At 64.0% G+C, this 22,493-nt stretch carries 20 protein-coding genes, 1 other RNA gene and 1 pseudogene; 20 read left to right on the forward strand and 2 right to left on the reverse strand.

The window, feature by feature from the left end; all coding sequences use genetic code 11:
• From XpopCFBP1817_RS02420 to tsf, 8 genes and pseudogenes are all read left to right on the forward strand, one after another.
• Positions 1–525: a Csu type fimbrial protein gene (locus tag XpopCFBP1817_RS02420; protein ID WP_158251264.1), complete on the forward strand. Its 525-nt coding sequence runs from the start codon at positions 1–3 to the stop codon at positions 523–525.
• A 13-nt stretch (positions 526–538) separates the two neighbouring features.
• Positions 539–1,303, forward strand: coding sequence for a fimbrial biogenesis chaperone (locus tag XpopCFBP1817_RS02425; protein ID WP_128415833.1), 765 nt, complete (start codon positions 539–541; stop codon positions 1,301–1,303).
• 16 nt (positions 1,304–1,319) lie between these two features.
• Positions 1,320–3,670, forward strand: a pseudogene (locus XpopCFBP1817_RS02430) (fimbria/pilus outer membrane usher protein).
• Positions 3,667–4,701, forward strand: coding sequence for a Csu type fimbrial protein (locus XpopCFBP1817_RS02435; protein ID WP_128415834.1), 1,035 nt, complete (start codon positions 3,667–3,669; stop codon positions 4,699–4,701). The pseudogene XpopCFBP1817_RS02430 and the gene XpopCFBP1817_RS02435 overlap by 4 nt, the downstream one beginning before the upstream one ends.
• A 49-nt stretch (positions 4,702–4,750) precedes the next feature.
• Positions 4,751–5,077, forward strand: coding sequence for a hypothetical protein (locus XpopCFBP1817_RS02440; RefSeq protein ID WP_128415835.1), 327 nt, complete (start codon positions 4,751–4,753; stop codon positions 5,075–5,077).
• A gap of 2 nt (positions 5,078–5,079) precedes the next feature.
• Positions 5,080–5,787, forward strand: coding sequence for a fimbrial biogenesis chaperone (locus XpopCFBP1817_RS02445; protein ID WP_128415836.1), 708 nt, complete (start codon positions 5,080–5,082; stop codon positions 5,785–5,787).
• Positions 5,788–6,506: 719 nt separating this feature from the next.
• Positions 6,507–7,343, forward strand: a complete 837-nt coding sequence (gene rpsB, locus XpopCFBP1817_RS02450) for a 30S ribosomal protein S2 (RefSeq protein WP_128415837.1) — start codon at positions 6,507–6,509, stop codon at positions 7,341–7,343.
• A 170-nt stretch (positions 7,344–7,513) separates the two neighbouring features.
• Entirely contained in the window at positions 7,514–8,392 is an 879-nt protein-coding gene (gene tsf, locus XpopCFBP1817_RS02455) for a translation elongation factor Ts (RefSeq protein ID WP_128415838.1), read from the forward strand.
• 79 nt (positions 8,393–8,471) lie between these two features.
• Here tsf and XpopCFBP1817_RS02460 read toward each other — a convergent pair.
• Positions 8,472–8,549, reverse strand: a non-coding RNA gene (locus XpopCFBP1817_RS02460) — sX9 sRNA.
• A 149-nt stretch (positions 8,550–8,698) separates the two neighbouring features.
• Between XpopCFBP1817_RS02460 and XpopCFBP1817_RS02465 the strand changes: the two genes are divergently transcribed.
• The 8 genes from XpopCFBP1817_RS02465 to bamA all read left to right on the forward strand — a co-directional run bounded on the left by XpopCFBP1817_RS02465 (position 8,699) and on the right by bamA (position 18,433).
• Positions 8,699–10,222, forward strand: coding sequence for a sensor domain-containing diguanylate cyclase (locus tag XpopCFBP1817_RS02465; RefSeq protein WP_128415839.1), 1,524 nt, complete (start codon positions 8,699–8,701; stop codon positions 10,220–10,222).
• A 105-nt stretch (positions 10,223–10,327) separates the two neighbouring features.
• On the forward strand, positions 10,328–11,050 hold the full coding sequence (gene pyrH, locus XpopCFBP1817_RS02470; RefSeq protein ID WP_055820240.1) for a UMP kinase: 723 nt from the start codon (positions 10,328–10,330) through the stop codon (positions 11,048–11,050).
• Between the two features lie 202 nt (positions 11,051–11,252).
• A complete protein-coding gene (gene frr, locus XpopCFBP1817_RS02475) occupies positions 11,253–11,810 on the forward strand; it encodes a ribosome recycling factor (protein ID WP_128415840.1) in 558 nt (185 codons plus the stop codon).
• A 17-nt stretch (positions 11,811–11,827) separates the two neighbouring features.
• Positions 11,828–12,589, forward strand: coding sequence for a polyprenyl diphosphate synthase (uppS, locus tag XpopCFBP1817_RS02480; protein ID WP_167393791.1), 762 nt, complete (start codon positions 11,828–11,830; stop codon positions 12,587–12,589).
• Positions 12,586–13,413 carry a phosphatidate cytidylyltransferase gene (locus XpopCFBP1817_RS02485; protein WP_128415842.1) on the forward strand — a complete coding sequence of 276 codons (828 nt, stop codon included), beginning with the start codon at positions 12,586–12,588 and terminating at the stop codon, positions 13,411–13,413. The genes uppS and XpopCFBP1817_RS02485 overlap by 4 nt, the downstream gene beginning before the upstream one ends.
• A 2-nt stretch (positions 13,414–13,415) precedes the next feature.
• Positions 13,416–14,606, forward strand: coding sequence for a 1-deoxy-D-xylulose-5-phosphate reductoisomerase (locus XpopCFBP1817_RS02490; protein WP_128415843.1), 1,191 nt, complete (start codon positions 13,416–13,418; stop codon positions 14,604–14,606).
• 26 nt (positions 14,607–14,632) lie between these two features.
• Complete coding sequence (gene rseP, locus XpopCFBP1817_RS02495; protein ID WP_128415844.1) at positions 14,633–15,979, forward strand: RIP metalloprotease RseP; 1,347 nt, start codon at positions 14,633–14,635, stop codon at positions 15,977–15,979.
• An 87-nt stretch (positions 15,980–16,066) separates the two neighbouring features.
• Positions 16,067–18,433, forward strand: coding sequence for an outer membrane protein assembly factor BamA (gene bamA, locus XpopCFBP1817_RS02500; RefSeq protein WP_167393792.1), 2,367 nt, complete (start codon positions 16,067–16,069; stop codon positions 18,431–18,433).
• A gap of 80 nt (positions 18,434–18,513) precedes the next feature.
• Here the strand turns inward: bamA and XpopCFBP1817_RS02505 are convergent, their stop codons facing one another.
• A complete protein-coding gene (locus XpopCFBP1817_RS02505; RefSeq protein ID WP_128415846.1) occupies positions 18,514–18,705 on the reverse strand; it encodes a hypothetical protein in 192 nt (63 codons plus the stop codon).
• A 126-nt stretch (positions 18,706–18,831) separates the two neighbouring features.
• Between XpopCFBP1817_RS02505 and lpxD the strand changes: the two genes are divergently transcribed.
• From lpxD to lpxB, 4 genes are read left to right on the forward strand one after another with little or no spacing between them, the layout of a single operon-like run.
• Positions 18,832–19,842 (forward strand): UDP-3-O-(3-hydroxymyristoyl)glucosamine N-acyltransferase, encoded by a 1,011-nt coding sequence (lpxD, locus tag XpopCFBP1817_RS02510; RefSeq protein WP_128415847.1) that lies wholly within the window; start codon positions 18,832–18,834, stop codon positions 19,840–19,842.
• Positions 19,842–20,300: a 3-hydroxyacyl-ACP dehydratase FabZ gene (fabZ, locus tag XpopCFBP1817_RS02515; protein WP_128415848.1), complete on the forward strand. Its 459-nt coding sequence runs from the start codon at positions 19,842–19,844 to the stop codon at positions 20,298–20,300. Before lpxD ends, fabZ begins: the two co-directional genes overlap by 1 nt.
• 25 nt (positions 20,301–20,325) lie before the next feature.
• Complete coding sequence (lpxA, locus tag XpopCFBP1817_RS02520) at positions 20,326–21,117, forward strand: acyl-ACP--UDP-N-acetylglucosamine O-acyltransferase (protein ID WP_128415849.1); 792 nt, start codon at positions 20,326–20,328, stop codon at positions 21,115–21,117.
• On the forward strand, positions 21,114–22,430 hold the full coding sequence (gene lpxB / locus XpopCFBP1817_RS02525; protein WP_128415850.1) for a lipid-A-disaccharide synthase: 1,317 nt from the start codon (positions 21,114–21,116) through the stop codon (positions 22,428–22,430). The genes lpxA and lpxB overlap by 4 nt, the downstream gene beginning before the upstream one ends.
• The last annotated feature ends 63 nt before the right edge of the window (positions 22,431–22,493 follow it).

Genomic DNA, 22,493 nt, shown 5'->3' on the forward strand with positions numbered 1-22,493 from the left:
ATGCGTACTGTCCTCCCTGTCCTGCTTTCCCTCGGCATGCTCTCGACCATTGGCGTTGCCACCGCAGCAGATACCACCACGTTCAACGTCAAGATCGCCGTCACCAAGGCCTGCACCATCACGGCGGCGTCTGCGACGGACGTCGACTTCGGCTCGGTGCTGTCCACCTCCACCGCCAATGCCGACGCCAACGGCAGCGTGACCGCGCAGTGCACTGCGCTGACGCCGTACAACATCGCGTTGAGCGCGGGCAGCAATGCCGGCACCGCCAACGACGTCACCACTCGCCGCATGAAGAACGCCGACCCGCTGGTCACCACCAACAACTTCATCGCCTACCAGCTGTATCAGGACCTGGGGCGCAGCACGGTGTGGGGCAGCACCAGCGGCACCAACACGCTGAGTCGTACCGCCACCGGCATCAACCAGGTCTATCCGGTCTACGGCCGTGTGACCAACCCATCCGCCAACAATCCGGCGACCGGTGCGTACCAGGACACCATCACCGCCACGATCTTCTACTGAGTGAGCACGACGCATGATGCTGCACCACCGCCTGCCGTCACGTAGTCCAACGCCGCTCATCCTGGCTGGACTGGCGCTGGCGCTGATCGGCGGATGGCCGCTGCAGCCGGCGCGCGCGGCCAGCCTGCAATTGGCACCCACCTCGCTGACCCTGAGCGCGGAACAGGCCGCCGACGGGCTGTGGCTGAGCAACAGCGGCAGCGTGCCGGTGCAAGTACAGACCCGCGCCTATCGCTGGACCCAGCGCGACGGTCAGGACCAGCTCGACCCGACCCAGGAACTGCTGGTCAGCCCACCGATGCGCACCTTGGCCGCCGGCGAGCGCCAGCTGATCCGGGTGATCCGCGCCGGGCCTGCGCCCACCAGTCAGGAAATCTGCTACCGCATCATCGTCGACGAACTGCCTAACGCCGATGCCGACCGCAAGGGCATGCAGTTCGTGCTGCGCTACTCGGTGCCGATCTTCGTGCTGCCGCCCGGCAAAGCCGAGCCTACACCGACCTTGAGCACGCAAGTGATTGCTGGCAGCGACGGCAATGCGCAGATCCAGATCAGCAACACCGGCAACGGGCACGCCCAGGTCGCCGACCTGCAACATCGGGTCGATGGCGCGACCAAGACCGCATTGAACGGGCTGGTGGGCTATGTGCTGCCCGGCCAGATCATGCGCTGGTCGCTGGGTGCACCGCTGGCGCAATTCGGCCGCGGCACCATCATCGCAAGGATCAATGGTGAGGCTGACCAACGTACCTTGTTGGCAACGCCGACAGCCCCGTGACACGGCCCGGCTGGCGATGACGCTGCTCGCGACCGCCACCTGTCTGGGAACCGCTGCGGCCGTCGATCTGGCCGACGTTGCCTCGCAGCCCGATCAGACACCGCAAAGCGCCGGCGTACTACCGCAGACGCTGTATCTGGAGGTCACCCTGAATCAGGCTGACCGCGGCCTGGCACCGTTCGAACTGGTGGACGGCCACCTGCGTGGATCGGTCGAAACGCTACGCAAACTCGGCTTCATCCTGGCCGACCGCAATGCCGGCGAACTGGTCGATTTGGATCGCTTGCTTGATGTGGAGGTGCGTTACGACGCCGCGCTGCAGCGGCTCGCGCTGCAGGTGCCGCTGGCGCAACTGTCGCTCTCCACCACGGTATTGAAAGCCGAAGAAATCGCACCGCCCAGCGCCATCGCATCACCGGGCATGCTGCTCAATTACGACGTCTATGCCACGCGCAATGCCGGCGCCAGCAGCGTGTCGTTGGCGACAGAATGGCGCGGCTTCGGCATCGGCCGCGGCATGGTCGATACCACCGCTGTGTTTCTGGCTTACGACCGTCCGCAGGACGACCGCTGGCGCAGCGAAGCGGTGCGCCTGGATAGCGCCTGGAAGATGGATTTCCCGGACACCGCCACCAGCCTCACCGTTGGCGATTTCTACAGCGGCTTCGTCGACTGGAGCCGTTCGATCCGCCTGGGCGGCGTGCAAATCGGCCGCAATTACGCCTTGCAGCCCTACTGCGTATTAACGCCGACGCCGCGTTTTCTGGGCGAAGCGGCAGTACCTTCGACCATCGAGCTGTATGTCGATGGCCTGCGTCAGTACAGCGGCCAGGTGCCGGCCGGGCCATTTCAACTGGCCGCCCAACCGGGCATCAGCGGCACCGGGCAGGCACAGATCGTGGTGACCGATGCGTTCGGCCGCGTGCGTCGGCTGGACTTCGCGTTTTACGGCACTCCCCAACTGTTGGCGCGTGGCATTTCCGAATGGTCGGCCGGTATCGGCCATCTGCGCCAGGACTACGGTGTGCGCTCGTTTTCCTACGATGCGCGCACGGTCGCCAGCGCCACGCTGCGCAAAGGCCTGCGCGACGATTTCACCCTCGAGGCGCACGCCGAGGCCGGCGGCGGCGTAGTCAATGCCGGTGCCGGCGGGATCTGGCTGCTCGGCGTGGGCGGCGTGTTCAATCTCGCCTATGCGCATAGCCAGATGGACGCGCTGCGCGGCGGCCAGTACGTGCTGGGCTATGCCTGGAACAATCGTCGCTTCAACTTCAATGTCGGCACCCAGCGCACCCACGGCGACTATCGCGACCTGGGCGCGCTGCAGGGTGCGCTGCCGGCACGCATCAGCGACCGCGCCGTGTTCGGCGTCAACGTCGACCCGATCGGCTCGCTCGGCACCAGCTACGTGCGGCTGAGCTATCCGCAGGGCGACACCTCGCGCTATGTCAGCGTGTTCTGGTCGCGCAGTTTCGGGCGCAACTGGGCCGCCAATCTGTCCGGAAACCAGAACCTGGACGTGCGCAGCGATCGCAGCCTGTATCTATCGCTATCGACCACCTTCGGCGAGCTGCGTCAGGCCAGCGCCTCGATGCAGCGCAACGGCAATCGCACCGGATTTGTGGCCGATATCAGCCAGCCATTGCCGGGCGACGGCGACCTGGGCGGCATCGGCTGGCGCCTGCAGGGGCGTGCCGGCGACGATGCCAGCGGCGGGCTGGCCGAACTAGGCTGGTTGAACCGGGTCGGCCGCTACAACCTCGGCGCCGCCAACCAGGACGGCGACAACTTCGGCTATGCCAGTGCCAGTGGCAGCCTGGTGTGGATGAACGGGCGCGGCTTTGCGGCGCGCGATATCCAGGATGCGTTTGCGGTGGTGTCCACCGACGGCCAGGCCGGCATTCCGGTACGGCTGGAGAATCGGCTGATCGGCGTGACTGATGCGAGCGGCACGCTGTTGGTCACGCCATTGCAGTCGTGGCAGCGCAACCAGTTGTCGATCGACACCTTGAACCTGCCGGCAGATCTGCGCGTGGACCGCGTCGATACCGTAGTGACGCCGCGCCAGCAATCCGGGGTGCGGTGCGCTTCGGCATCACCCGCGTGCGTGCGGCGATCATCGTGTTGCACGACGCACAGGGCGCCCCGCTGCCGGTCGGCAGCGTGGTGCAGCGCGAAGGCGATACCGAACGCGTGGTGGTCGGCTACGACGGCGAAACCTATCTGGACAATCTGCAGAGCGACAACCGCCTGCTGGTCGACTTGCCGCAGGGCCGCTGCAGCGCCCGATTCACCTATCCTACCAATCCGAGCGGCATTCCGCGGGTGGGGCCGCTGCAATGCGTCACCGAGCAGAAAACGCCATGAACATGCACCGCATCTGGCGCTTGGTGTTTGCACTGGCAATCGCGATGCTATGGCTGGCACCAAGCCAGCGTGCGCATGCCGACACCACGTGTACCGTCACGCTGGGCACGCCGTTGGCGTTCGGCAATGTGGCAGCCAATGGCACCACCGATGCGGTGGCAACGCTCAACGTCTCCTGCGCAACCGCCGCGCTTAGCGTCGCGGGCTATGCACAAGTGAGACTTTGCCTGGACCTAGGGCCGGGAAGCGCCAGCAGCGGGCTGTATGCGCCGCGCCGCATGCTCAACGCCACCAGCGATAGCCTGGACTTCCAGATCTACAGCGAAGCAACGCGCACCCAGATCTGGGGAGCCACCGGGTCGGCGGCGCCCTCGCCGCGTACGTTGACGCTTTCCTACGGCGTTCCGGTGATCACCGGCGGCTCGCAAACGGCCACCATTACGCTGTACGGGCGCATTCCGGCCAGCCAGATCCTATCGGTCGGCAACCACACCAGCAGTTTCGGCGGTGCCGATACCGTGCTGCGCTACGCCTACAACGAGAGCATCATCGGCATCCCACCGCTACCGGGCAGTTGCACGGCCGGCAGCAGCGGTGCCAAGACCGCCAGCAACGCCTTCCCGTTCACCGCATCGGCCAACGTGCCGGCACGCTGTAATACCTATGTCACCACCGATCTGGATTTCGGCAGCATTGCCGGCACCATCGACACCGCCATCGACCGCAGCTCCACCATCAGCCTGTCGTGCACCAATCGCACCGCCTGGAACATCGGCCTGGGCGATGGCATCAATGCCACCGGCAGCATCCGCCGCATGCGCCACTCCAGCAGCGCCAATTACATCGCCTATGAGCTCTACAAAGACGTTGGCCGGGGCAGCCGTTGGGGCACCACGATCGGGCTCGAAACCCTCAGCGGCACCGGCACCGGCGTCGCCCAGACGGTGACCGTTTACGGCCGCGCACCTGCGCCACAACTCCCCATTGCGGGTGACTACAACGACACGGTGACCGTTTCTATCACTTACTGACAGTTAATAAAGTTCGCATCGGGGGCGTCGCTACTTGTTACGTCCTCCAATGCAAACGATTGCCTTCATGATGCCGGTCACCCTTCTGAAGCGCCTGATGCTGCTTGCTCTGTTCTGCAGCGCGTCTGTGGCCAATGCCGCCACCAGTCGCGGCCCGGAAAATTTCACCCTGCACATCGGCTTGCGCCTGCTCAGCGGTTGCGAGTTGAGCACCACGCCGCCGCGCGCCAGCTGCTCCAGGGGCACGCCGATGGCGATCGCCCAGCCGGCCCGTGCCGCCGAAACGCCCGCCATCATCAGCACCGGCCAGGACGCCAGCGCACTGGCAGGCCCGGCGCCGGCCGCCGCCGCGCGCATCACCACGATCGCGTTTTGACCATGACCACGCGACGCTCCCTCCTTTGCTGGCTCGCGCTTGCTCTGGCCTGTGTCGCAGTCGATGGCGCGGCCATCGCCGCCGAGATCGCCATCGCACCGACCACCGCGCATATCCCTGCCGATGGCGATCAGGCAACGGTCTGGCTTTACAACCAGGCCGCGCTGCCGTGGCGCGCCGAAGCCAAGCTCTACCGCTGGCGGCAAGAGGGCGAGCGCGAGGTGCTGGAGCCCGCCACCGGCGCCACGGTCAGCCCGAATCATTTCGAAATCCCGTCGCAAGGTCGCCAGCTGTTGCGGGTGATCCGGCTCGGCCCCAGCCCGGTGCAGACCGAAGACAGCTATCGACTGGTGGTGACACAACACGCCACCGGCGACGCAACCGAGTTGCTGCGTTATTCCACCCCGGTGTTTGCCCTGCCCAGCCAGCCCACCGAACCGCAGCCGGTGCTGCAAGCCAGCTTGTCCGGCCAGGGCAACGGACGCGCGCTGAGCGTGCACAATGCCGGGCTAAGCCATGCACGGCTGGCCGACCTGGCCTACATCGATGCCGGCGGCAACCGCCGCCACATCCGCGATGATCTGGCCGGTTACGTGTTGCCGGGCCAAACCCGGCAATGGGCACTGCCAGCCAACCTGCCCACCGGCAGCGGCCGCTTTGTGGCACGCATCAATAGCGACATCGAGACCACGCTGGCGCTTGAGCCGTGAATCGGGAATAGGGCAGTTTAGAGTGGCTGACGACACCGCTCAAACGCAGTATCGATGGCGACAAAGTGTTGGCTACACTCGCCTTCATTGACGCGTGGAGTGGTGTCGGAAATAGCAGTGACATTGGTCTGATCGAACCGAGCTGATCAGACCCGCACCTCATAGAACGGTGGCGCTGCATGCCTGCTCGCAACCATGCACACGGCGATCTCCACTGGTCCTTGCCCGCCCACCGTCGCCGGACCTTACGCGGCATGGATGCAGCGTAAGAACCTGCATGGACGTACTTGCGGCGTGTCCCGCGATGGTGGGCGGGCAAGGGCCCTCCAGTCAATCAACGGATCAGCCGCCCTGCCCCCCGACGGATCTACACCTCCAATGGACCTCTCAAGGCGCCCAAGTGACTGAGCCTCAGTGCGGTTGGATGTTACCAAGCCGGCCAATTGTGCAGACGCGCATTGGCCGGCTATACTCCTCACGCTGTTTTGCGCCTTTACGCATTGCGTCGTTCACGTCGGACGTCACCGACGAATTCTCACCTGCCGCCGCCATCCGTGCCGGGGTGCCCTGCGAGGGGTTCGACACGGAGGCGACAGGGAAGCCCAACCCCGGAATCGTTTGTGCGTTCGATGCGAGTCCCTCGCAAAAGCCCGCACATCCATGTGCGGATTTTTAAACAACAGCCGCGCACGGCGATTCCGCTACCAGGAGTTACTTCAATGCCCCAAGTCACCATGCGTCAGATGCTGGAAGCAGGCGTCCATTTCGGCCACCAGTGCCGTTATTGGAACCCGATGATGGCGCCTTACATCTTCGGCGCGCGCGGCAAGATCCACATCATCAACCTCGAGAAGACCGTTCCGCTCTTCAACGACGCGATGAACTATCTGTCCTCGATCGCTCAGAAGCGCGGCACCATCCTGTTCCTTGGCACCAAGCGCAGCGCGCGCGAGTCCATCAAGGAAGAAGCCGAGCGTTGCGGCATGCCGTTCATGACCCAGCGCTGGCTGGGCGGCACCCTGACCAACTTCCGCACCGTCAAGCAGTCGGTTGCCCGCCTGAAGGAACTGGAAGCGGCCGAGACAGATGGCACCTTCGATAAGCTGGTCAAGCACGAAGTGCTGGGCCTGCGTCGCGAGCGCGAGAAGCTGGACGCCTCGCTGGGCGGCATCAAGGAAATGAACCGCCTGCCCGACGCGATCTTCGTGATCGACATCGGCCACGAAGACATCGCCATCAAGGAAGCCAAGAAGCTCGGCATCCCGGTGATCGCCGTGGTCGACACCAACTACAACCCTAACCTGGTCGACTACGCCATCCCGGGTAACGACGACGCCATCCGCGCCGTGCAGCTGTACGCACGCGCCGCCGCCGACGCCGTGCTGGAAGGCAAGGCCGCTGCGCCGAACTCCGCATCCGTGCGCGAAGAAGAGTTTTCGGCCGACTCCGCCGACGAAGGCAAGGGCCGTCGCGCTCCGGCCAAGAAGGCTGAGAAGACCGAGAAGAAGGCTGACGCTACCGCCGCCGCTGCTCCTGCTGTTCCTGCTGCCGAGTAATCGGCCTGCAATGCGGCCGCACCATGCTGTGCGGCCGCAGCCCCGACGGAACCATGGCGTCCCGTCGCTCGGGCCACTGAAGACATCTACGGGGGCGGCCAGCACGCTGCGCCGTCTCCTAATTGGCGGAACATCTCCGCCGCATGCATTCGTCCAAACGAGGTAATTCCATGGAAATCACTGCTTCCCTGGTCAAGGAACTGCGCGAGCGCACTGGCGCCGGCATGATGGAGTGCAAGAAGGCACTCGTCGAAAACGCGGGTAACATCGACGCCGCTGCCGAATGGCTGCGCAAGTCGGGTCTGGCCAAGGCCGACAAGAAGGCCGACCGCGTTGCCGCCGAAGGCCGCATCGCCACCGTACAGGCTGGCGGCAAGGCGGTGCTGGTCGAAATCAATTCCGAGACCGACTTCGTCGCCAAGGACGAGAATTTTCTGGCCTTCACCGAGACCGTGGCCACCGCCGCGTTGCACTCGGAGGCAGCCGATGCCGAAGCGCTGAAGAGCGTCAAACTCGACAGCGGCGAGACCATCGAAGAACGTCGCGCTGCGGTCATCGCCAAGGTCGGCGAGAACCTGCAGGTGCGTCGCCTGGTCCGTATCGACAGCGCCAACAACGTTGCGGCCTACGTGCACGGTGGCCGCATCGGCGTGCTGGTCGAGCTGAAGGGTGGCGACATCGAACTGGCACGCGGCATCGCCATGCACATCGCTGCGATGAATCCGCCGCACGTCAAGGCGTCCGATGTTCCGGCCGAGTTCGTTGCAAAGGAAAAGGAAATCGAACTGGCCAAGATGTCCGAGAAGGACAAGTCCAAGCCGGCCGACATCCTGGAAAAGATCATCAGCGGCAAGATCAGCAAGATCATCAACGAAGTGACGCTGTACGGTCAGCCGTACGTACTGAACACCGACCAGACCGTCGAGCAGGCCGTCAAGGCTGCCGGTGCAGAGGTGATCGGCTTCCAGCGCCTGGCCGTTGGCGAAGGCATCGAGAAGGTGGTGGAAGACTACGCCGCCGAAGTGATGAAGCAGGCCGGCCTGGCCTGATTTTCCGCAACCGTTGACGAAAAAAGCCGCGGCTCGCTGCGGCTCTTTTCGTTCCAGGCAACGCACTGCGACGCAGAGCAGCCAACAAAACGTGGCGAGCTGTCGTCAAGTTGGGCGCGGACGGCGCGCTCAGGATCCCAGTGCACACGTGGTACATGCCGCACCGAGCACCGGCCGCGCCCGTCTGGCGGTGAGCGCAGTCGTTTATTAGCCGATCGAATAGCCGATCTAAATGAACGTCCCGCCCGCGCGCCGCTTATTCGGCGAACCCGGCTGTATGCTTGCAACAAACGACGGCGATGAATCATGCAACCAGACCTCCAAGCCGCCCTGCACTACTGCCGCAACCTGCCATCGCCTCCGGGCGTCGCGCTGCGCATCATCGAACTTGCGCAAGACCCAGACGTGGACATGACCACCACGACCAATGTCATCGGCATGGACATGGCATTGAGCGCACGCATGATGCGCGTGGCCAATTCGCCGCTGTATGCCAGCCGTCGCCGCATCGACAACCTCGGCCAGGCGCTGACCATGCTCGGCCTCAACGCCACCTTGAGTCTGGCACTGGGATTTTCGATGGTGCATGGCGTGCGCAGCACCTTCACTGCGCATCCGCTGCACGATCGTATCTGGCGTCGTGCCGGCTTGTGTGCACTGGCCAGCCGCATCCTCGGGCAGGCCTACGGCATCCGCAAACCCGAAGAATTGATGCTGGCCGGCCTGCTGCAGGACATCGGCAAGCTTGCCCTGCTGCAAGGCGCACCGGCGCTGTATGCGCCGCTGCTGGAACAAGCGCCAGACAACACCTCGCTGCTGAAAGCAGAACGCGAGCACCTGGGCGCGACCCACGCCGAAGTCGGTGCCTGGCTTGCGCATCAATGGCAGTTGCCGCCGTATCTGCAGAACGCGATCGCGCAAAGCGAACAAGAGCCGGCCAGCCTGGAACCGTTCATGGCCTGTGTCGCGCTGTCCGGGCGACTGGCCGATATCTGGCAGTCGGCCAGCGCGGTCACCGCCACCGAACACGCGCAGCAGCAGGCCCAGCAGGTGTTGGAGCTGGACGCAGAACGCTTCGAAAAAGTGATCGAACGCATCGCAGAATCGCTGCCCGAACTGGAAGCCTTGTTCGACATCCGCGTGCCGCAGCCGGAGCACATCCAGATGATCTTCGAGCAGGCGCGCGAGTTGGCGATGCTGCGCAGCCTGCGCGAGTTGCAGGATGTGGCCCAAGCGCGCAGGCACGCCGACGAATCTGAAAACCGCATGCGTCATCTGGCCGAACAGGCCAACCGCGACGCACTCACCGGCGTGTTCAATCGGCATCAGCTCGGCACTGCGCTCGAGCACGAATTCGAGCTTGCCTCGCGCCAGAGCTGGCCGCTGTCGATCGCCTTCATCGATCTGGACGACTTCAAGCGCGTCAACGATGCGCATGGCCATCTGATCGGCGATGAAGTGCTGCGCAACTTCGCGCAGACACTGCAGCGCATGGTGCGTACCAGCGATCTGGTCGCACGCTATGGCGGTGAAGAATTTCTGGTGATCCTGCCCAACACTGCAGCCGAAGCAGCGTTGATGGCGATCGAGCGCATCCTGGTCGAAACCGCACGCACGCCGATGGCGCAATTGCAGAGCGGACCACTGCATATCACCTTCTCCGCAGGACTGGCCACGCATGGCGGCGGCGACCGCCAGTTCGAGAGCATCGAGCATTTATTGCACGCTGCCGACAGCACGCTGTATCGCTCCAAGCATCACGGCCGCAACCGTGTCACCGCCTACGATGCGACCGATGTACCGGCACCGCAGCCACCGCGCGCGCACTGAGCAACGCATCACGTCACCACCGACAAGCGAATTTTTACCACGCCCGGTGACAGGCTTCCGCTAGACTTGCCGGCGTTTGCCGATTCCCCACACCGAGGTTTCCCCATGTCTGCACTTCCCTATCGTCGCATTCTTCTCAAACTTTCCGGGGAGGCGCTGATGGGAGACGGGGATTACGGCATCGACCCCAAAGTCATCAATCGCCTCGCCCATGAAGTGATCGAAGCGCAGCAAGCCGGCGCGCAGGTTGCGCTGGTAATTGGCGGCGGCAACATCTTTCGCGGCGCCGGCCTGGCCGCCAGCGGCATGGACCGCGTCACCGGCGACCACATGGGCATGCTCGCCACCGTGATCAACGCACTGGCGATGCAGGACGCGTTGGAAAAGCTCGGCGCCAAGGTGCGCGTGATGAGCGCCATCAAGATCAACGATGTCTGCGAAGACTTCATCCGCCGTCGCGCGATCCGTCATCTGGAAAAGGGCCGCATCGCGATCTTCGCCGCCGGCACCGGCAATCCGTTCTTCACGACCGACTCGGGCGCGGCGCTGCGCGCGATCGAGATCGGCGCCGACCTGCTGCTCAAGGCAACCAAGGTCGACGGCGTGTACGACAAGGACCCGAAGAAGCACCCCGATGCGGTGCGTTACGACAGCCTGACCTACGACCAGGTCATCATGCAGGGCCTGGAAGTGATGGACACCGCCGCCTTCGCCCTGGCACGCGACAGCGACCTGCCGCTGCGCATCTTCGGCATGAGCGAGCCCGGCGTGCTGCTGCGCATTCTGCATGGCGAGCAGATCGGCACGCTGGTTCAGGGCCGTAGCTGAGGTAGGGAATCGGGATTGGGAAATCGGGGATCGTAAAGCGCAGCGCCAGGGACTGGGACTGGGTTGACGCCTGACCGATAGCGGCTCCCGGTGTGAAGCGGCGCCACGGGTGAACCGGCTGCGCAGGACTCTGCCAGCCGGCAAGTCTCAAAACGCAGTCCCGGCTATAATCCCGGGATTCAGCTCCACACGGATTCCGGCGATGCTCAACCAGATCAAACAAGACGCGCTCACGCGCATGACCAAGAGCATCGATGCTCTGCGCCATTCCCTGACCACCGTGCGCACCGGCCGCGCCTCTCCGGCGCTGCTGGACAACATCAAGGTGAAGGCATACGGCACTGACACCCCCCTCAATCAGGTCGCCAGCATCAGCGTCTCCGAAGGCCGCTCGCTGGTCATTAGCCTGTTCGACAAGGGCATGATCAAGGACGTCGAAAAAGCGATTTATGCCTCGGATCTGGGCCTGACCCCGACCGTAGTGGGTACCGTGATCCGTCTGAACCTGCCGCCGCTGACCGAGGAGCGCCGCAAGGAGCTCAGCAAGTCCGTGCATGGCGAAGGCGAAGACAGCAAGGTGTCCATCCGCAACATCCGTCGCGATGCCAACCAGCAGATCAAGGATCTGCTCAAGGACAAGGCGGTCACCGAAGACGAAGCGCGCAGCGCCGAAGACGACATCCAGAAGCTCACCGACAAGGCCATCAAGGATGTGGATGAGGTCGTCAAGGGCAAGGAACAGGAACTGATGACGGTCTGATCGTGGCATCGCCTGCCATGCATCCAGAACCCTCCGCTGCGGCCGTGCCACGCCACATTGCCATCATCATGGATGGCAACGGGCGTTGGGCGCAGCGTCGGCTACGTCCGCGCATGATCGGTCATCGCGCGGGCGCGCGCGCGGTCAATCGCACCATCGATTTCTGCCTGGAAAAAGGCGTCTCCGCACTCACCCTGTTTGCGTTCTCCAGCGAAAACTGGGGGCGCCCGCAGGAGGAAGTCGACGCGCTGATGAAGTTGTTCCTGCATGCGCTCGATCGCGAGGTCGACGAACTGCAACGGCGTGGCGTGCAAGTGCGCTTCATCGGCGATCGCAGCCGCTTTGACGCGCAGCTGCGCGAGCGCATGGCCGGCGCCGAACGCATCACCGCCACCAACTCGCGCCTTGTATTGAGCATTGCCGCCAGCTACGGCGGCCGCCAGGACATCGCGCTGGCCGCACGTGCGCTGGCCGAAGAAGTGGCTGCCGGTCGCCTGCAGCCGCAGCAGATCGACGAAGCCCTGCTGGCCAGCCGGATCGCATTGGCCGACCTGCCGGCGCCGGATCTGTTCATCCGCACCGGTGGCGACACCCGCATCAGCAATTTCCTGTTGTGGCAGCTTGCCTACACCGAACTGTGGTTCACCGAAACCCTGTGGCCGGAGTTCGATGCCACTGTGCTGCAGCAGGCACTGAACGACTACGCCGGGCGCGAACGTCGCTTCGGCCTGATCAGCGCCCAGATCGCCGACAAGGCGACTGAGAGCTCCTCCGCATGACCAAGACCCGCGTGATTGCCGCGTTGATCATGGCGCCGCTCGCCATCTGCGCGATCGTGCTGCTGCCGACGCAATGGCTGGCAGCGCTGGCGGCGATCCTGTTCCTGACCGGCTTGTGGGAGTGGCTCAAGCTCTCCGGCATCGACGACAGCCTGCCGCGCACCGTACTGCTGATGCTCAATCTGCTGCTGATGGTGCTGCTGGTGTGGGCTTCGGCCGGCTCCATGGTGCTGTTCCAGATTGCCGCGCTGGTGGGCGTGGCCTGGTGGCTGCTGGCGTTGCTATGGCTGCGCTTTTTCACCTTTGGCGCCGACCACAACAACGGCCAGGCGCGTGCAATCAAGCTGGCCGCCGGCACGCTGGCGGTGTTGCCGGGCTGGGCCGCGCTGGTACTGCTGCATGCCAATCCGGACAAGGGCAGTCTGTGGTTGCTGACCGCGCTGACCATGGTTTGGGCGGCCGATTCAGGCGCTTATTTCGCCGGCCGCGCGTTCGGCAAGCACAAGCTGGCGCCGCGGGTCAGCCCGAACAAGACCATCGAAGGCCTGCTCGGCGGGATGGTCGCCGGCATCGCGGTGGCCTGCGCGTTCGGCTGGCTGGCCGGTCTGACGCTTGCGCATGTGCCGCAGCTGATTCTGGTCTCCGCCATTGCGGTGCTGGCCTCGGTGCTGGGCGATCTGTTCGAGAGCCTGCTCAAGCGCCACGCAGGCGCCAAGGACTCGGGCACGATGATTCCGGGCCACGGCGGCGTGCTGGATCGCATCGACGGCGTGCTCGCCGCTCTGCCGGTGTTCGCACTCGGCAAGGAAATTCTCGGATTCTAGGCATGGCTGGCTCCTCTCTCCGTCAGGTCGCCGTGTTCGGCGCAACCGGCTCGATCGGTGCGTCGGCATTGGACGTGATCGCGCGCCACCCGGAGCGGCTGCGCGCCAGCGTGCTGTCGGCCGGCAGCAAGGTCGACGAGTTGCTGGCGCTATGCGTCACGCATCGGCCCGCGCATGCGGTGATTGCCGAGGCAACGCTTTACTCGGCGTTGCGCGATGGCTTGCGTGCGGCAGGTTTGGCGACACAGGCGCATGCCGGCAGCGAAGCGCTGGATGCATTGGCCGGTAGCGATGCCTGCGATACCGTGGTCGCGGCGATTGTGGGAGCGGCTGGACTGCCGTCCACGCTTGCCGCCGCGCGCGCCGGCAAGCGCCTACTGCTGGCCAACAAGGAATCGCTGGTGCTGGCTGGCGAGTTGCTGACCAGTACTGCAGCGACCGCTGGCGCGGAGATCATCCCGATCGACAGCGAACACAGCGCGATTTTTCAGTGTCTGCGTTCCTGCGATGCCAGCCGCGGGGTGCGGCGGGTGATCCTGACTGCCTCCGGCGGCCCGTTCCGTGGTTGGGACCGCGCCGCGCTGGCCGCAGTCACGCCCGCGCAAGCCGTCGCGCACCCCAAGTGGTCGATGGGCCCGAAGATTTCGGTGGACTCGGCCACGCTGATGAACAAGGGCCTGGAAGTCATCGAGGCGCATCACCTGTTCGGCCTGCCCGGCGCGCAGATCGATGTACTGGTACACCCGCAAAGCCTGGTGCATTCGCTGGTCGAATTCATCGACGGCTCTACCCTGGCCCAGCTTGGCCTGCCGGACATGCGCACCACCCTGGCGGTCGGTCTGGCATGGCCGGAGCGGGTCGAATCGGGCGTTGCCGGGCTGGACCTACTGACCCAGGGGCGACTTGATTTCGAGGCGCCAGACACGGCCGCCTTTGCGTGCCTGCGGCTGGCCTGGGAAGCGCTGGAGGCCGGTGGAACCGCGCCAGCGATCCTGAACGCGGCCAACGAAGTGGCTGTTTCAGCCTTTCTTCAGGGCAAAGTGGGTTTCCTAGCGATCCAAGCGTTGGTCGAACACACACTGACAACGCTCCCACGGCACAATGCCGACACCCTCGACACCCTTCTTTCTGCCGATGCCCAAGCACGGCAAATCACTGAACGCGCCCTCGCCCATCATTCCTTTCATGCCTGATCGATCCACGCAGCCGAGTTGCATCCATGGGTGATTTCATCGGTTCGGTCTGGTGGATGATCGTCAGCCTGGGCGTGTTGGTGACGTTTCACGAATTCGGACATTTCTGGGTCGCGCGCCGCTGCGGCGTCAAGGTGCTGCGTTTTTCGGTGGGCTTTGGCAAGCCATTGTGGATGCGCCGCGACCGCCACGGCACCGAGTTCGCGATTGCCGCGATTCCGCTGGGCGGCTACGTCAAGATGCTCGACGAGCGCGAAGGCGAGGTGCATGCGGCTGAGCGCGACCATGCCTTCAATCGCAATACGGTGTGGCAACGCATCGCCATTGTTGCCGCCGGGCCAATGGCCAATCTGCTGCTGTGCATAGCGATGCTGTGGGCGATGTTCGTGGTCGGCAAGCAGGATTATTCGGCCACCGTCGGCCGCGCCGATGGCCTGGCCGCCGAAGCCGGGCTCACCCCGGGCGAGCGCATCGTGCGCATCGACGACCGCAGCGTGACGAGCTGGAGCGATGCCAGCATGCAGCTCACCACCGCAGCGATGGACAGGCGCGATATCCGCCTGCTCACCGCCGCCGAGGGCGCCGGCAACAGCGAGCACACCCTGCGGCTGTCGCAGCTGCCGGCCGGCTTTGACGAACGCCGCGTGGCGGCGCTGGCCGGTATCGGCTGGCAATTCATGCTGCAGCCGCCGGTGGTGGGTCAGGTAGTGGCAGGCTCTGCCGCCGAGGGCCTGCTAAAGCCAGGTGACCGCATCGTGGCCATCGCCGGCCAGCCGATCCGCTCGGCCGACGAGATTGCTGCCCAGCTGCAGACGCTGGGCGCGCAGGGCGGGACAGGCATGATCGAGGTCGCGCGCGGCGAAGACCGGCTGGCGCTGGAAATCGCCCCGCGCCGATCGCCGCCGGGGCAGTGGATGCTGGGGGTGGGGTTTGCGGCCGCGCAGGCACCGGCCTACGACAGTCGCCAACAGTACGGTCTCTTCGCGGCCGTGCCCGCCGCCATCCGTGAAACCGGCAGGATGACCTCCGATTCGCTGGGCATGATGAAGCGCATGCTGACCGGCCAGGCCTCGGTGAAAAACATTTCCGGCCCTGTCGCGATCGCGCGCGCCGCAAACGCCTCGGCCGAACGCGGGCTCGACTGGTTCCTGTATTTCCTGGGATTGCTGTCGCTCAGTCTGGCGATCATCAACCTGATGCCCATCCCGATCTTGGACGGTGGGCACCTGCTGTATTACCTTATCGAGTTGGTCAAGGGCAGCCCGATCAGCGAACGGGCCATGATTGCCGGGCAATATGTCGGCCTGGCGCTGCTTGCCGGGTTGATGGGACTGGCGTTCTACAACGACATCCTCGGCCTGCTTCCACGATGAACTAACTTGTTCCACTCTTTACGCCTGTTGTCGTCGTCATACGCCGGCATCCAGCAACACCCGAAATCGACTCCAACCGGATGTGACATGACGCGTCTTCCCACTCGCCGCCTGCTTGCCCTCGCTCTTGCCGCCGGCCTCAGCCTGCCAGCGCTCGCCCTGGCGGCCGAGCCGTTCGTTGCCAGCGACATCCGCGTCGACGGCCTGCAGCGCATTGCTTCCGGCACCGTGTTCACCTATCTACCGGTCAATCGCGGCGATACCGTGGACGATGGCAAGGTTGCCGACTCGATCCGCGCGCTGTATCGCACCGGCTTCTTCGAAGACGTGCAGCTGGATCGCCAGGGCAACATCCTGGTGATCACGGTCAAGGAGCGCCCGGCGATCAACAAGCTCACCGTGACCGGAAACAAGGACATCAAGTCCGAAGAGCTGCTCAAGGGCCTGGGCGACATCGGCCTGACCGAAGGCGGCACCTTCGACCGCCTGAGCCTGGACCGCGTGACCCAGGAACTGACCCGTCAGTACAACAACCGCGGCAAGTACAACGTCGAAATCACCCCGACGGTGAGCCCGCTGGATCGCAACCGCGTGGACGTGGCCATCGCGATCAAGGAAGGCAAGGCGGCCAAGATCTGTCACGTCAACCTGATCGGCACCGAGAAGTTCGCCAACGAAGACATCCTGGAAAACTGGGAATCCAAGGAGCACAACTGGGCCTCGTGGTACCGCCGCGACGACCAGTATTCCAAGGAAAAAATGTCCGGCGATCTGGAGAAGCTCAACTCCTGGTACCTGGACCGCGGCTATGTGGACTTCAGCATCGACTCCACCCAGGTGGCGATCAGCACCGACAAGCGCGACATGTTCGTCAGCGCCGGCGTCACCGAGGGCGAGCAGTACAAGATTTCCGAGATCAAGGTCACCGGCGACACCGTGTTGCCGCAGGCCGACATCGAGCGCCTGGTCATTCCTAAGGCCGGCGACATCTTCTCGCGTGCGTTGCTGGAGTACACCTCCGATGCGATCACCAACACGCTGAGCAACGTCGGTTACGCGTTCGCCAAGGTCAACCCGCTGCCGACCCCGAACCGCGAGGAGCGCACCGTTGCGGTGAACCTGCAGGTGGTGCCAGGCCCACGCGTCTCGGTGCGACGCATTTTGTACAAAGGCAACAGCCGCACCTCGGACGAAGTCTTGCGCCGCGAAATGCGCCAATTCGAGAACACCTGGTACTCGCAAGCGGCGATCGACCGTTCCAAGATCCGTCTGCAGCGGCTGGGCTACTTCGAGAGCGTTGAGGTCGAAACGCCTGCGGTGCCGGGCAGCAACGACCAGGTCGACGTGGTCTACAACGTCAAGGAAACCACCTCCGGCAGCTTCGTGTTCGGTCTTGGCTTCTCGCAAGCCTTTGGTGTGACCACCTCGGTGCAGTTGTCGCAGAACAACTTCCTGGGCGGCGGCAACCGCGTGGCGGTGGAAGCCTCGCGCAGCACCTTCCAGCAGCGCTACGCGTTTTCCTACACCAACCCGTTCTTCACCGACGACGGCGTGTCGCTGGGCTACAACCTGTCCTGGCGCGCACTCGACTACTCGGACTTCAATACCGCGCAGTTCAACAGCAAGAACGGCTCCGCGCAGGTGGTGTTCGGCGTGCCGATCACCGAGAACGACACCGTGTCGGCAATGGTCGGCATCGACAGCAACCAGATCACCACCTTCACGGGCACCACGCCGCAGGCGATCATCGATTACATCGATGCGATCGGCACCCGTACCTTCCACGCCTGGCGTACCGAGCTGGGTTGGGCGCGCGATACCCGCAACGACTTCTTCATGCCGACCCGCGGCATGTACCAGCGCGTGGGTCTGGAAACCACCCTGCCCGGCTCCACGGTCGAGTATTACAAGCTCAATTACCAGATCTCCAACTACTGGCCGATCATTCCGGCGATCGTGTTTAACACCCGCTTCGAGTTGGGCTATGGCGACAGCTACGGCAACGACAGCACGCGCGTGGTCACCGATAGCAATGGCGTGTCGCGCACCATTACCGCCACCGGCTTGCCGTTCTACGAGAACTTCTACGCTGGCGGCACCAATTCGGTGCGCGGCTTCGAGGACAACACCCTGGGTCCGCGTTCGGAAGCCATCAACGGCTTCAATCGCGGCCAGCCGCTGGGTGGCTCGTTCAAGACCGTGGGTTCGGTGGAAATGTATTTCCCCAAGCTGTTCGACAGCCCGTCTGCGCGCGTGTCGGCCTTTTTCGACTTCGGTAACGTGTACAGCGGCGTGGACAACTTCAAGGCCAATGAACTACGTGCGTCCACCGGCGTGGCGTTGTTGTGGCGCGCACCGGTCGGCCCCATTTCGATCAGCTATGCGTTCCCGTTGAAAAAGGAAGACAACGACGAAATCGAGCGTTTGCAGTTCACCTTCGGCGGCCAGTTCTAAGAGCTGCAGGCAAAACAATGGCGGCCCGAACTTCGGGCCGCCATTGTTCGTTTGAACTGCTTCCCGTCTGAAATCCGGACTTAGAAGTACTCGTTCCAGACGTTGCCCAGGCAGGTGGCGGTAGCGCCCCAATCGGACGAGTTCACGCACTGGACCTGCTGGTCCCAGAAGCTCTGAGCGTTGGCGTGTTGTTCTGCGAAGTCGTCGGCCGAGGCACTGGCGACCGCGCCCAGCAGGATCACGTTTCCGAAAATGGAGAGGACAGTTTTCATAGGCTTTTCCTGGGTTCGCCGCACAGTTGCGGCCCAGCCAGAGATACGCCCGACTGTTTGGCAAACGTTTGGCAACGTTTTTTTCCGTAAAACCAGCAACTTACCGTTTACGCGAGATTCACCCTGATGCGCTTGACCGCCAGTGCGATTGCCGAACAATTTGGTCTGACCGTCGTTGGCGACGGCGCTACCGAAGTCACCGGCGTGGCGACGCTGGCGCACGCCGGCGCCGGACAACTGAGCTTCCTGTCAAACCCACGCTATCGGCCACAGCTGGCCGACACCCAGGCAGCGATCGTTGTCTTGCGCGCCGATGATGCGCAGGCGGCTCGCGGCACCGCCTTGGTCGTCAAGGACCCATACACCGCATTCGCCAAGATCGCCGCGCTGTTCGATGTGGCGCCGGTGCGCGCGCCCGGCATTCATCCTCTGGCGGTGATCGATCCCAGCGCGCAGGTATCGCCGAGCGCGCATGTCGGGCCCTTCGTCAGCATCGGTGCCCGCAGCCGCGTGGGCGATGGTTGCGTGATCGGTACCGGCAGCATCATCGGCGAAGACTGCGTGGTGGATGACGGTAGCGAACTGCTGGCCCGCGTGACCCTGGTGACCCGTGTGCGGCTGGGCAAACGGGTGCGCATTCACCCCGGTGCGGTGATCGGCGCCGACGGTTTCGGCCTGGCGATGGATGCCGGCCACTGGATCAAGGTGCCGCAGCTGGGCGGCGTGGTGATCGGCGACGATTGCGAGATTGGCGCCAACACCTGCATCGACCGCGGCGCGCTGGAAGACACCGTGCTGGAAGAAGACGTGCGCGTGGATAACCTGGTGCAGATTGCGCACAACTGCCATATCGGCGCACATAGCGCCATCGCCGGCTGCACCGGCATTGCCGGCAGCGCCAAGATCGGCCGTTACTGTCTGCTTGGCGGCCACGTTGGCGTGGTCGGGCACCTGGAGATCTGCGACAAGGTCGTGATCACCGGCAAGTCGGTGGTGCGCAATTCCATCCATGAGCCGGGCGAGTATTCATCAGGCACCCCTCTCACCGACAATCGCACGTGGCGCAAGAATGCCGCGCGCTTCAAACAACTCGATGTGCTGGCAAGGCGCATTCTGGCTGTGGGCAAGGAGAAGTAATGAGTCACGCCGTTTACGAGCTGCCGATCAACGTCAATCAGATCCAGACGCTGATCCCGCATCGCTATCCGTTTCTGCTGATCGACCGGGTCATCGAACTCGATCTGGAAGCCAAGTGGATCGTGGCGCAGAAGAACGTCAGCATCAATGAGCCGTTCTTCCAGGGCCACTTCCCGAACCGCCCGGTGATGCCTGGCGTGCTGATCATCGAGGCGCTGGCGCAGGTCGGTGGTGTGATGACCCAACTAGGCTTAGGCCGCGATGCATTGTCCCAGCTTTTCTACATGGTCAAAGTCGACAATGCCCGCTTCAATAAGCAGGTGATACCCGGCGATGTATTGATCATGGAGGTGAAGATGCAGCGCCTGATCCGTAACGTGGGATGCTTCTACGGCGAGGCAAAGGTGGATGGCGAAGTGGTAGCCAGTGCCGAGGTGATGTGCGCCGGCGCCAGGTAATCACCCGCTTTCGGAGTAAGACACGATGTGTGATTCAACACCTTTGATTCATCCCACGGCAGTCATCGATCCATCGGCAACGCTGGCCGACGACGTGCGTGTCGGCGCGTTTTCGCTGATCGGCGCCGATGTGGACATCGGTGCGGGCAGCGAGGTCGGGCCGCATTGCTCGATCCATGGCCCGACCCGGATCGGCCGCAACAACCGCTTCATCGGCCACGCGGCGATCGGTGGCGAGCCGCAGGACAAAAAGTACGCCGGCGAGCGCACCGAGCTGGTGATCGGGCACGGCAACGTGATCCGCGAATTCGTCACCATCAATCGCGGCACCGGCGGCGGCGGCGGCATCACCGTGGTCGGCAACGACAACTGGATGCTGGCCTATACCCATGTGGCGCACGATTGCCAGGTAGGCAACCACTGCGTGTTTTCCAACAACACCACGCTGGCCGGCCACGTCAGCGTGGGCGACTACGTGATCATCAGCGGGTTTGCAGGTGCGCATCAGTTCTGCCGCATCGGCGCGCACGCCTTCCTGGGCATGGGCGCGCTGACCAACGGCGACGTACCGCCATTCACCATGGTCGGCAGCGAATCGCTGGGCCGCCCGCGCGGCGTCAATAGTGAAGGGCTCAAGCGCCGCGGCTTCGATGCAGAGCGCATCGCCGCGATCAAGCGCGCTTACCGCACGCTGTACGTCGCCGGCCTGCCGCTGGCTGAAGCCAAACTGCAGCTTGCCGAACAGGCCAAGAGCAGTGAAGACGTGCGTGGGCTGCTGGAATTCATCGAAGCGGCGGAAAGGCCGTTGTTGCGATGATGGGAATCGGGAGTGGTGAATCGGGAATCGGTGCCCGCGAGCACGCTGCCGCGCCTGTCGTCAGCCTGCCGGCGGCACTGCCAATTCCCCATGCCCCACGCCCGACTCCCAGCGATCAGCGCGCGCGCCGCATTGCGCTGATCGCCGGCGAAGCCTCCGGCGACATCCTGGGTGCCGGGTTGATCGACGAATTGCGTCGCCGTTATCCGAACGCCGAGTTCGTCGGCATCGGTGGCGATGCGATGCGCAGCGCGGGATGCCAGACCTGGTTCGATGCCAGCGAGCTGGCGGTGATGGGCCTGACCGAAGTGCTGCGGCATCTGCCGCGGCTGCTCAAGCTGCGCAGCGCATTTCGCGAGCGCGTGCTGGCGTGGAAGCCGGATGTGTTCATCGGCATCGACGCGCCCGATTTCAATTTACCAGTGGAACGTTGGTTGAAACAGCGCGGCATCCGCACCGTGCACTACGTCAGCCCGTCGGTATGGGCGTGGCGCGAGAAGCGCGCGGAAAAGATCGGTGCCAGCGCCGATCTGGTGCTCTGTCTGTTTCCCATGGAACCGCCGATCTATGCCAAACATGGTGTGGATGCGCGTTTTGTCGGCCACCCGATGGCCGATGACATCGCCTACCAGGCCGATCGCGCGGCGGCGCGCGCCAAGTTGGGCCTGTCCGCGTCCAGCACCGTATTGGCGGTGTTGCCCGGCAGCAGGCATGGCGAAATCAGCCGGCTTGGCGATACGTTTTTCCAGGCAGCCTGGCTGGTCTCCGAGCATCTGTCCAACCTGCACGTGCTGGTACCGGCAGCCAACCCCGGCTGCAAGCAGTTATTGGCCGAGCAGTTGTCGCACTCGTCGCTGCCGGTGCTGCGTTCGCACCTGCTCGACGGCCAGGCCCGCACCGCGATGCTGGCCGCCGACGTGGTGCTGCTGGCTTCCGGCACCGCCACGCTGGAGGCGATGCTGGTCAAGCGCCCGATGGTGGTCGGTTACAAGGTCGCACCGCTCACTTACCGCATCGTCAAGACGCTGGGCCTGCTCAAGGTCAACCGCTACGCGTTGCCCAACATCCTGGCCAACGCCGATCTGGCACCGGAGCTGATGCAGGACGACTGCACCCCGGAACGCCTCTGCGTGACGCTGCTGGACTGGTTCAAACACCCTGAAAAAGTCGCCGCGCTGCAGCCGCGCTATCTCGCGCTGCACGCAGAACTGCGCCGCGATGCGTCGGCGCGCGCGGCCGAAGCAGTGGCTGGGCTGCTTGAAGGCAGGGATTGGGGAGTGGGCATTCGGGATTCGTCAGGAGCGAAAGCTTGAAGATTTTTGCTGCGCGCGTAACAGCAGAGGGCGCAGACATTGAGCTACGCCAGTCGCCGTTGT

It is taken from the genome of Xanthomonas populi (genome assembly GCF_002940065.1).
GTDB lineage: Bacteria > Pseudomonadota > Gammaproteobacteria > Xanthomonadales > Xanthomonadaceae > Xanthomonas > Xanthomonas populi.